Origin of the sequence: Bacteroides sp. f07, assembly GCF_042854785.1 — a bacterium.
In the GTDB taxonomy this organism is placed as follows: domain Bacteria; phylum Bacteroidota; class Bacteroidia; order Bacteroidales; family Bacteroidaceae; genus Bacteroides.
On the sequence record NZ_BAABXI010000001.1, the window covers coordinates 1683253 to 1695613 of the forward strand.

6 protein-coding genes are annotated in these 12361 nt (G+C 39.2%); all 6 read left to right on the top strand.

Annotated features, from left to right (window positions below; all coding sequences use genetic code 11):
- Nucleotides 1–12: 12 nt before the first annotated feature.
- The 6 genes from ACGHVY_RS06785 to ACGHVY_RS06810 all read left to right on the top strand — a co-directional run bounded on the left by ACGHVY_RS06785 (nucleotide 13) and on the right by ACGHVY_RS06810 (nucleotide 12340).
- Entirely contained in the window at nucleotides 13–2130 is a 2118-nt protein-coding gene (locus ACGHVY_RS06785) for a DUF4838 domain-containing protein (RefSeq protein WP_390597988.1), read from the top strand.
- 97 nt (nucleotides 2131–2227) lie between these two features.
- Nucleotides 2228–3559, top strand: coding sequence for an MFS transporter (locus tag ACGHVY_RS06790; RefSeq protein WP_308743806.1), 1332 nt, complete (start codon nucleotides 2228–2230; stop codon nucleotides 3557–3559).
- A 17-nt stretch (nucleotides 3560–3576) separates the two neighbouring features.
- Nucleotides 3577–4545 (top strand): 1,4-beta-mannosyl-N-acetylglucosamine phosphorylase, encoded by a 969-nt coding sequence (locus ACGHVY_RS06795; RefSeq protein WP_308743805.1) that lies wholly within the window; start codon nucleotides 3577–3579, stop codon nucleotides 4543–4545.
- A gap of 7 nt (nucleotides 4546–4552) precedes the next feature.
- The gene (locus ACGHVY_RS06800) at nucleotides 4553–6817 is read left to right on the top strand and encodes a GH92 family glycosyl hydrolase (protein ID WP_308743804.1); all 2265 of its coding nucleotides are present in this window, start codon (nucleotides 4553–4555) and stop codon (nucleotides 6815–6817) included.
- A gap of 300 nt (nucleotides 6818–7117) precedes the next feature.
- A complete protein-coding gene (locus tag ACGHVY_RS06805) occupies nucleotides 7118–8005 on the top strand; it encodes a sugar phosphate isomerase/epimerase family protein (protein WP_390597990.1) in 888 nt (295 codons plus the stop codon).
- 894 nt (nucleotides 8006–8899) lie between these two features.
- The gene (locus tag ACGHVY_RS06810) at nucleotides 8900–12340 is read left to right on the top strand and encodes a SusC/RagA family TonB-linked outer membrane protein (RefSeq protein WP_390597992.1); all 3441 of its coding nucleotides are present in this window, start codon (nucleotides 8900–8902) and stop codon (nucleotides 12338–12340) included.
- Nucleotides 12341–12361: the final 21 nt, after the last annotated feature.

The window sequence follows — 12361 nt, forward strand, 5'->3', positions numbered from 1 at the left end:
CAAATCTCCTTAATGAAAGACAGAAAAACGAAAGCCAAGGTTATTTTGGAAGAAGATAGTCAAGTGAATAGGGTAGCTGCTAATCTCTTTCAATCTTTCGTTCAAAAGATAACGGGTAAAACTTTGCCTATTGTAATAAAACAGATTCCACAAAAAGGAGATATCTTTATTGGTGGAGAAACTTCCCAAGAAGTGACAGAGGATGGATTTTCTATTTCTACTCAAGATGGCATTCTAAGAGTTTCAGGTAAGGACAATGGAGTCGTTTATGGAATTGTAACCTTATTAGAACAATATTTAGGTGTTGATTACTGGGGAGAAAATGAATATTCTTTAGTTCCTCAAAAGACGATAACTCTACCTTTGATTAATAAAATAGATAATCCGGCTTTCCGTTATCGCCAGACGCAATGCTATGCTATTCGTACAGATTCTGTCTATAAATGGTGGAATCGACTGGAAGAGCCAAATGAGGTCTTTGCTGCCGGTTATTGGGTGCACACCTTTGATAAATTATTACCTTCTTCTGTTTATGGAAAAGAACATCCCGAATACTATTCTTATTTTAAGGGAAAACGTCATCCGGGAAAGGCTAGCCAGTGGTGTCTGAGTAACCCGGAAGTCTTTGAAATTGTAGCACAACGCGTTGATTCTATTTTTAAGGCAAATCCTGATAAACAGATTATGTCTGTAAGCCAGAATGACGGTAACTATACGAATTGTACTTGTGATGCATGTAAGGCTATTGATGATAGGGAAGGGGCATTATCGGGAAGTATAATCACTTTCTTAAATAAATTGGCTGCCCGTTTTCCAGATAAGGAGTTCTCCACATTGGCTTATTTATATACGATGAATCCGCCAAAGCATGTGAAACCTTTGCCTAATGTGAATATAATGCTTTGTGATATTGATTGTGACCGCGAAGTGACATTGACAGAAAATGCTTCAGGCAAGCAGTTTGTGAAGGCAATGGAAGGCTGGTCTGCTATAACAGATAATATCTTTGTTTGGGATTATGGCATTAACTTCGATAATTATCTTGCTCCATTCCCAAATTTCCATATCTTGCAGGATAATATCCGTCTTTTCAAGAAGAATCATGCCACCATGCATTTTTCTCAGATTGCAGGAAGTAGGGGCGGAGACTTTGCAGAATTGCGTGCTTATCTGGTATCGAAGTTGATGTGGAATCCGGAAGTTAACGTCGACTCATTGATGCAACATTTTCTGCATGGTTACTATGGCGAAGCTGCTCCCTATCTCTATCAATATATAAAAGTGATGGAAGGCGCACTGATTGGTAGCGGACAAAGACTATGGATATATGATTCGCCTGTCTCCCATAAAAATGGAATGTTGAAACCGACCTTGATGCGTCGTTACAATGATTTGTTTGATTTGGCGGAAAAAGCTGTTGAAGCGGATAATACATTCTTGAAAAGAGTTCAACGTGCTCGTTTGCCACTTCAGTATTCTGAGTTGGAAATAGCACGTACGGAAACCGTGAAAGACTTAGTTGATATAGACAAGAAGTTGACACTTTTTGAAGAGAGAGTGAAAGAGTTTAATGTTCCTACATTGAATGAACGTTCCAATTCGCCGGTAGAGTACTGTGAGCTATACCGTAAACGTTATATGCCGCAGACTGAACAGAGTTTGGCATTAGGAGCCAAAGTTTCTTATATTATTCCACCTACCGGAAAATATGCAGAAATAGGAAAGACGGCATTAGTGGACGGACTGTTTGGAGGAGCTACTTTTGTAGACAGTTGGGTAGGCTGGGAAGGAACCGATGGTGCGTTCATCATAGATTTAGGAGAAGAAAAGGAGATTCATAGTGTAGAAACAGATTTCTTACATCAGATTGGAGCTTGGATTCTCTTTCCTTTAAAAGTTGCCTATTCTTATTCGGCGGATGGAGAACGATATACGCCTTGGGGTGCAACCGATTTGGCTGAAGAACGTTCCGGTAAGGTCGGATTCCGCGGAGTTAAGACAGAATCTGCAACGCCTATAAAGACACGTTATATAAAAGTAGAAGTTACGGGAACGAAAGAATGTCCGACTTGGCATTATGGTGTAGGGCATCCTTCATGGTTTTTCATAGATGAAGTGATAATAAAATAAAAAAAATAGGGGGGAGGCATTAGTAGTTTCCCCCTTTTAGTTGTATTATATATAGATGGGTTAGAAAAATGATTTTTTCATCTATATACTATGATTTATGCAACAGAATAAAACTGCTTCTCAACAGAAAACGATCACCCCGGTTTACTGGGTGCCTACTGCTTATTTTGCAATGGGACTTCCTTTTATAATTGTCAATTTGGTCTCTTCATTGATGTTCAAGAATTTGGGCGTTTCAGATACGCAAATCACATTTTGGACTTCATTACTCATATTGCCATGGACATTGAAATTCCTATGGAGTCCTTTTCTTGAAATGTATCGGACAAAGAAGTTTTTTGTATTATTTACAGAACTTCTGAGTGGTGTATTATTCGGGGTGGTTGCATTCTCTTTAATGTTTGATTACTTTTTTGCTATTAGTATTTCGACAATGGCACTTATTGCATTTAGTGGAGCCACACACGATATAGCCTGTGACGGAGTGTACATGGCAGAACTTAATCAAGTAGACCAAGCGAAATATATCGGAGTACAAGGTGCTTTTTATAATATAGCTAAACTTGTGGCTAATGGTGGGTTAGTTGCTCTGGCTGGTAGTTTGGCGGAACATTTTGGGGCTATAAAAGGAGCATCTGTCGATATGAACAAAGATGCATATTCATATGCCTGGATGATAATATTTGTTATCATAGCTATTATAATGATATTATTAGGGCTTTATCATACTAAAATGCTTCCTTCTACGCAGCATCCGGCAGTTACTAATAAAAAGTCAGTTTCGGAAGTTATGAATGAAACATATATTGTCATCAAAAACTTCTTTACTAAAAAACATATTTATTATTATATTGCTTTTATTCTCTTGTATCGACTAGCGGAGGGGTTTATTATGAAAGTCGCTCCTCTGTTCTTGCAAGCATCAAAGGCTGAGGGAGGGCTAGAACTTTCATTAACAACAATAGGAACACTGAATGGTATTTTTGGTTCTGCAGCATTTGTAATTGGTTCTTTATTATCCGGAATTTATATTGCTAAAATTGGATTGAAAAAGACACTTTTCCCATTATGCTGTGTTTTCAACCTTCCGTTTGTTGCTTATACTTTCCTTGCTGTTACGCAACCGGATAATTTTTATTTGATAGGAACATGTATCACTATGGAATATTTTGGTTACGGTTTCGGATTCGTAGGTCTGACATTGTTTATGATGCAACAGGTTGCTCCCGGGAAACATCAAATGGCACATTATGCTTTCGCATCAGCAATCATGAACTTAGGCGTAATGCTTCCGGGAATGATTAGCGGTTACATTAGTGATAAATATGGATATGAAAAGTTTTTCATATATGCTTTGATTGCTGCAATTCCGGCTCTTTTGATTACCTATTTCATACCTTTTACGTATGACGATTCAAAAAATAAATAACATAAAATTCAATTATTATGAATAAGATTCAAATTCCTTGGGAAGATCGTCCTGTCGGATGTACGGACGTAATGTGGCGTTACTCACAAAATCCGGTTATCGGACGCTACCACATTCCTTCATCCAATAGTATTTTCAATAGTGCTGTTGTTCCTTTCAAAGACGGTTTTGCTGGTGTATTCCGTTGTGATAATAAAGCTGTACAGATGAATATCTTTGCAGGATTCAGCAAAGACGGTATTCATTGGGATATTAATCACGAGCCTATCCAATTCAAGGCCGGTAACACGGAAATGATTGAATCAGAGTATAAGTATGACCCTCGTGTGACATGGATTGAAGACCGCTATTGGGTAACCTGGTGTAATGGCTATCATGGTCCTACTATTGGTATCGCTTATACTTTCGACTTTAAAGAATTCTTCCAATGTGAGAACGCTTTCTTGCCTTTCAATCGTAACGGCGTACTTTTCCCACAGAAAATAGATGGTAAATATGCTATGTTGAGCCGTCCCAGTGATAACGGACATACTCCGTTTGGAGACATATACATCAGTTATAGTCCGGATATGAAATATTGGGGCGAACATCGTTGTGTGATGAAAGTGACCCCATTCCCGGAAAGTGCCTGGCAGTGTACAAAGATAGGTGCCGGCTCAGTACCTTTCCTTACAGAAGAAGGTTGGTTGCTTTTCTATCATGGTGTTATCACTACCTGTAACGGTTTCCGTTATGCAATGGGCTCTGCCATACTTGATAAAGACCATCCGGAGAAAGTGCTTTACCGTACCCGTGAATATCTGATTGGCCCGGCTGCTCCTTACGAACTTCAAGGCGATGTGCCCAATGTAGTATTCCCCTGTGCTGCTTTGCAGGACGGCGAACGTGTAGCTGTTTATTATGGTGCTGCAGATACGGTTGTAGGCATGGCTTTCGGATATATTAAAGAGATTATCGACTTTACTAAACGAACAAGTATCATTTAATAAAGCTATGAGACGTATTTTATTAACTTACACACTTGCTTTCGCCCTTCTTCCCGTTTATGCGGGAGAAGGCGGAAGCCCTCCCACTAAAAGGAATCTTTTGATAGATTATGTAGATCCTTTTATTGGAACTACAAATTTCGGTACTACCAACCCCGGCGCAATCTGCCCGAATGGTATGATGTCCGTAGTTCCTTTCAATGTGATGGGCTCTTCTGAGAATACGTACGACAAAGATGCCCGATGGTGGTCTACTCCTTATGAACATACAAACTGTTTCTTTACCGGATATGCTCATGTGAATTTGAGCGGAGTCGGTTGTCCTGAGTTAGGCTCCTTATTATTGATGCCTACTACCGGAGAACTGAATGTAGATTATAAAGAATATGGCAGTAAATATAAGGATGAACAGGCTTCACCGGGGTATTACTCCAACTATCTGACTAAGTATAATGTAAAGACAGAAGTGTCTGCTACTCCGCGTACTAGTATTGCCCGTTTTACTTTCCCAAAAGGCAAAAGTCATATATTGTTGAATTTAGGAGAAGGATTGACGAATGAAAGCGGTGCCATGCTCCGTCGCGTAAGCGATAGCGAAGTGGAAGGCGTAAAATTGCTTGGTACATTTTGTTATAATCCCCAAGCTGTATTTCCTATTTATTTTGTGATGCGGGTTAAAAAGACTCCCGCTGCAACCGGATATTGGAAGAAACAACGTCCGATGACAGGTGTGGAAGCCGAATGGGATCCGGATCAGGGGAAGTATAAACTCTATACCCGTTATGGAAAAGAAATAGCAGGTGATGATGTCGGCACTTATTTTTCTTTCGATACGGAAGAGGGTGAACAGGTGGAAGTGCAGATGGGAGTTTCTTTTGTCAGCATAGAGAATGCCCGGTTAAATCTGGATCGTGAACAAGCGGGAAAGAGTTTTGAACAGATTCTTGCAGATGCGCGTGCAAAATGGAATGATGACTTGTCGCGTATTACAGTAGAAGGCGGAACAGACGCTCAGAAAACAGTGTTTTATACGGCACTTTATCATTTGCTGATTCATCCGAATATCCTACAGGATGTCAATGGAGAATATCCGGCAATGGAAAGCGATAAGATTATGACAACAAAAGGAGATCGCTACACGGTATTTTCTCTTTGGGACACCTATCGTAATGTCCACCAATTGCTGACTCTTGTCTATCCGGAACGTCAAATGGAAATGGTTCGCACCATGCTTGATATGTATCGGGAACACGGCTGGTTGCCTAAATGGGAATTATATGGAAGAGAGACATTGACAATGGAAGGTGATCCGAGTATTCCGGTAATTGTAGACACTTGGATGAAAGGGTTGCGTGACTTTGATGTTGATTTGGCTTACGAAGCAATGTACAAATCAGCGACCTTACCGGGAGCAGAGAATCTGATGCGTCCCGATAACGATGATTATATGTCAAAAGGATATGTACCTCTTCGTGAACAATATGATAATTCCGTATCCCATGCATTGGAATATTACATTGCAGACTTTGCCTTATCCCGCTTTGCTGAGGCTTTAGGTAAAAAGGAAGACGCGGAAATGTTTTATAAACGTTCTTTAGGCTACAAGCATTATTATAGTAAGGAGTTCGGTACATTCCGTCCGATTCTTCCTGATGGAACTTTTTATAGTCCGTTTAACCCCAGACAGGGAGAGAACTTTGAACCGAATCCCGGCTTTCATGAAGGAAATTCCTGGAACTATACATTCTATGTACCTCACGATGTATATGGGCTTGCCAAGTTGATGGGTGGAAAGAAACCTTTTATTGACAAGCTGCAAATGGTTTTTGATGAAGGTCTTTATGACCCGGCTAATGAACCGGATATTGCCTACCCTTATTTATTCTCATACTTTAAAGGTGAAGAATGGCGTACACAGAAAGAGATACAACGTTTGTTGGATAAGTATTTCACAACGAAACCGGATGGCATTCCGGGAAATGACGATACAGGAACAATGTCTTCATGGGCTATTTTCAATATGATCGGTTTCTATCCGGATTGTCCGGGACTACCCGAATATACATTGACGACTCCGGTATTTGACAAAGTGACGATTTGTCTGGATCCGAAATGGTATAAAGAAAAAGAGTTGGTGATTGAGACTAATCGTACTCAACCGGGAACTCTATATATCAATAAGGTGTTATTGAATGGCAAGAAGTTCAATAAATATCATATCACACATGATGAACTTGTTCATGGTCAACGCATATTTTTTGATTTAAAGTAACACACAGTGTTTCATAGGTATCGTTTTTGGGTTGACAGGGCTGTCGGACTTTTCAGGGTTCGGCAGCCCATTTTTTTACATTTATTCTTATCATTATATCTAATAAAAAGAGTGACGGTATATGCTTGGTATAGCGTCACTATATGGATGGAATAGCGTCACTATCCGAGTTGGATACCGTCATCATCCTGTTTTCATATTTATCAACTCTTTCCTCTTTTATTTATTCTCTGTTACATAAGCGATTACAAAACATCCCTTTATTCGTCTACTATACAAATAGCGTATAATAGAATTAAAATGAAAAAGAATTTATTTGGACATATCCTTTGGATACTGATATTGGTGGAGTGTTTTCCTTTATTGGCTGTTGCGGCGTCACAGCAAAAAGAGCAACGTTATAAGATTGCTGTATGCGACTGGATGATTTTGAAGCGTCAGAAGATAGGCTCGTTCCAGTTGGTACATGAATTGAATGGCGATGGTGTAGAACTGGATATGGGTGGTCTTGGTAAAAGGGAGATGTTTGATAACAAACTGCGCGAATCTCATTTCCAACAACTGTTTCGTGAAACTGCCCGGAAGTTCCAATTAGAAGTTCCTTCTGTTGCTATGTCCGGATTCTATGGACAGTCTTTTTTAGAGCGTGCTAATTATAAAGAACTGGTACAGGATTGTTTGAATGCAATGAAAGTGATGAACGCTAAAGTTGCTTTTCTTCCATTAGGTGGAATAAAGGTGGGTTGGGAAAAGAAGCCGGAGTTGCGTGTGGAAGTGGTAAAACGCCTGAAAGAGGTGGGAGATATGGCTGCTTCTGAAGGAGTTGTCATTGGAATTGAAACTCAATTGGATGCTAAAGGAGATGTAAAATTACTGAAAGAGATAAATTCGCCCGGTATTAAAATTTATTTTAAATTCCAAAATGCATTAGAGAATGGCAGGGATTTGTGTAAGGAACTCAAGATTTTGGGAAAGAAGAGGATCTGCCAGATTCATTGTACAGATACAGATGGAGTAACTCTGCCTTTTAATAAGAGGTTAGATATGAATAAAGTGAAAAAGACGCTCGATAAGATGGGGTGGAGCGGATGGCTGGTTGTAGAACGTTCGCGGGATAAAGAGGATGTGCGAAATGTGAAGAAGAATTATGGAACAAACATAAAGTATCTGAAAGAGGTGTTTCAATAGTAATACACATTTTCTATTAGAGTAGAATTTTTATCATATTAAAAATCTATTCACAGACATTAGCTTCGGTGATCAGTAAGGATTCAGACGCTCGACGGCTTCTTATATGGAAATACATTACGCAGAAGTGTTGTTGAACTTGGCGAAGTCTGTTTGGGGTGCCGGTGGCACGTATCATGCATAGGGAGTTTAGGCTTTGATGGTAATACGCTTAACATTGATCCTGCATTCCTGTTCAGATATTATTTCCTCAAATTGCGTCAAAGTGTACAACAGACTAATACTATATTGTATCAGACCGTTAGTTGGGGAGACCACTCTCAGGTGGCATGGGAACTTTCAACCCGCTGGTTGAATAAAAGTTCTCCTGATTTTCAGGAAAGGGTAATTTGCTAAAACTAAAAAAGCAATTTATCATAGAGGATGGTTCAAATCATTTCTCCTTTCAAAGGGAGGGTGGTTTGGACTGTTTTCTTATATATAGAGTTCTCTAAGAGAAAGTTGGTAAGTCGTTTTAGCTTTCAGTCACTACTGTAAGTTCTTGTTTATCACTGTTTCGGCTGAATACGCCTGCTTTCAGCCGGAATCCCCGTGGATAAAGGAATCATAGAAGAAACTGAATAGCTGAAAGCGGATAAATGTATTTTCTACATCTTCCTGATGAATGTAGTATTTCTTGCTTTCCGGCCTCCTATATGAGTTTCATTCTTGTAGTACAAAAAAAACTCATTTTTAATCAATTACAATGATTGAGAGAGGGTATAAAAGAAATAAAATTGTTGCAATTTTAATTTTATTCTTCAATACGTGATTACATATTTTGAGGTTATTCGTCCTGTTTATGTATGATAAAAAAAGAAATATCGTGTATTTTTGAACTAAATATGTAAACAGATGGAAAAAGAACAAGTCTTTTCTGGAAAAACACAGAGCAAATATCTAAGCGCAGCGAAGATTATCTGTCTCTCTTTTTTGTTTGCTGTTCCTGTGGAGACATTTGCTGAAAGAGTAAAAGAAATGCCTGCCGTAAATGCAGTTCAGCAACAGGGAATTGTAAAAGGAACAGTAGTGGATGCCCAAGGTGAACCTATTATTGGAGCTAGTGTGACAATAAAAGGAGGAACGGTCGGCACGATTACTGATATTGATGGTAACTTTTCATTGACAGTGCCGGCAGGAAGCCAGATTGTAGTATCCTTTATTGGATATACTCGTCAATTTGTCACTCCAAAAGCAGGGCAGACATTAAAAATTGTTTTGCAAGAGGATACCAAGACACTCGACGAAGTTGTGGTGGTCGGATACGGTACGCAAAAAGCTAAGAACATTACAGGATCAATCCAACAAATTTCGGCATCTCAAGTAGAGGATCTTCCTGTATCAAATTTGGCAGATGCTTTGGCCGGACAAATAAATGGATTGTCGGTAAATACAGGAAATCGTCCTGGGGATCAAAGCAGTTTGAGTATTCGCCAATCTTTCAATTATGCAAAAGATGGAGGTGACTCTACTCCTTTGGTTATTATTGATGATGTGATTCAAATCGATGCTAATACGGGACGTGCTACATTGGAGCAATTTAATTTATTGGATGCTTCCGAAGTGGAAAGTATTACTGTATTACGTGATGCAAGTGCGGCAATTTATGGTTCGCGTGCTTCTCAAGGAGCTATTATCGTTAAGACAAAGCGTGGAAAGAGTGGAGCACCTAGAATAAGCTACTCAGGTAAATTTGCTTTTAACGATGCCGTTAGTCATTCAAAACTTTTGAGTGCTTATGATTATGGTGTTTGGGCAAATAGTATAATCAAAGCGACAGGGAAATCATCCAAGGATCCTAATACAGGTTTGTGGGATATGAATAAGCTTTTCAATGATAACGAACTGAATGAAATGAAAAGTCTTGACTATAATTGGCTGGATGAAGCTTGGTCTTCTGCTTTTATGATGTCTCATGCTGTGAATGTGAGTGGTGGCTCTGATCGTGCGACTTATTTTGCCGGAGCTTCTTATTATGATCAAGGCGCCAATATGGGAGAGCAGGATTATAATAAATGGACATTCCGTGCAGGAGTAGATGTGAAATTAACTTCTGACTTGAAGTTTAGTGCATCTGTTTCGGGGAACCAGTCGGAAATAAGCAAATCATTTACGAAAAATGCTAGTAACCTGGATGCATTTGGTGGTAAAGCAAGTGAACAGGGTGATTATAATCTATTACACCATATGCCAAAATATATTCCTTGGGAAGTGACATTGGATGATGGGCAAACATATTATACGTCTCCTGCTTTAGGACCTCATGCAAACTCCGGAAATGCGGCATCTGCTAATCAGATTGCCAGTTGGAATTATTTTAGCTTATTGGATAATGGTTCAGGACAAGAAACGAAGGCTTTCAATTATTCTGCAAATTTTTCAATGACATATGCTATTCCTTATGTGAAAGGATTAAGCATAAAAGGTACATATGCAACGTCTCGCAGTACATCTGATTCCGAACAGCGTCAAATGCCTTTTACTTTGGCTTTTTTGGGTAATAAGTTGGTGAAAGATGGACAACATCTTTATGGTGCACATACAGGAGTAAGCGAATATACGTTTAAAGAAAATGATAAATCATCACGCGTGGCGTATAGTGATGTCATAACATCTAATCGCCAGATGAACTTCTACATTAACTATGACCGGACATTTGGCAAACATAGTGTATCTGCTATGGCTTCTGTTGAGCGTACGGATGCAGAATATACGAAGAAATTTTATCTTTACGATAACCCTGATTCCCCTTATTTGGGTACAAGTACAACAGCAGGTACACTGAATGCGGGAAATTCGTATACTCAGAAAAATGAATCGGGTACTCTTTCTTATCTAGGACGTGTACAATATAGTTATGCAGATAGATATATGCTTCAGTTCCTGTTCCGTTCGGATGCTTCTACAAAATTTGCTCCGGAAAACTATTGGGGATTCTTCCCTGGAATATCTGCAGGATGGGTTGTTTCTGAAGAATCGTGGTTTAAAAAGACTCTTCCTTGGTTTGAGTATTTGAAGACTCGTCTTTCATGGGGTAAGACAGGTAAAGATAACCTTGGTGCTTGGGCTTGGAAACAAACTTATAGCTATGGAGCAGATAAAGGTTTCCAGTTTGGAAGTAATGGGGGAACATTAGGTTCAGGATTGACTCCTGGAAAAACTCCTAATAGAGATGTACACTGGGACTCTACCACAAAATGGAATCTGGGTTTTGATACTCGTTTCCTAGATGGACGTTTAAGTGCAAGTTTTGATTTTTACTATGATCGTAATTCTGATATATTGAATCAGCATATGTCTAAAGTCGTGGGTGTGCCTATTACAGTTGGAGGCTCTTATGCGGAGGAAAACTATGGCCGTATTGATGCAAAAGGTGTTGAAATCTCATTAGGATGGCGTGATAAAGTAGGACAAGTCCGATACAACATCGGTGTTGATTTCGGATTCAATGGCAACAAAGTGAAAGAGTGGCCGGAGCTTCCGGTTGGTTATCCTTCTGATAATACAACACGTGAAGGGGCTTCAACTTATATGCCTTCATGGGGATATCGTGTATGGAGAGGTACTTCAACTGGAGATGGCATATTACGTAATCAAACGGATATTGACCATTATTGGGCATATCTGACAGAACATGCTGAAGCGGCAGGAACTACACCGAAGTTTTTTAATATTACTGATAAAAGTAAAATGAAACCGGGTATGTTGGCTTATCAGGATCTTCATGGGTCATTAGATGCTAATGGAAATTTAGGCATGCCTAACGGGCAGATTGCAGATAAAGAAGATTTAGACCAGTTATGTAAGAATAATAAAACCTATGGGTTTACTACAAAACTAGGATTAAATTGGAAGGGACTTTCTTGGAGTGCGCAAATCTCAACTTCATGGGGTGGTATTCGCACAATTGATAACTATAAGGTAAATGTAAGCAGCAATCAAATGTTGTGGTCACCGGAAGTGTATTGGACAGATATGTTTGATGCAGAAAATAATCCTACCGGACGCTATCCAAATGCGGGATATAATGGGGATGCTAATGTTATTGCACAATCCGACTTCTGGACAATTAGTACTTTCCGTTGTTATATCAGGAATATGAGCATTGGTTATTCATTGCCCAAGAAATGGTTGCAACCTGCTAAAATTGAATCTGCTAAAATTAGTTTGACAGGAAATAATCTTTGGGATTTTTATAATCCATACCCAAAGAAATATCGTAATATGTACGATTCTTCAACAAGCATGTATCCAACACTGCGTACATGGTCAATTGGAATAAATTTGTCTTTTTAACAGTTTAAAAGCAAAATAAGA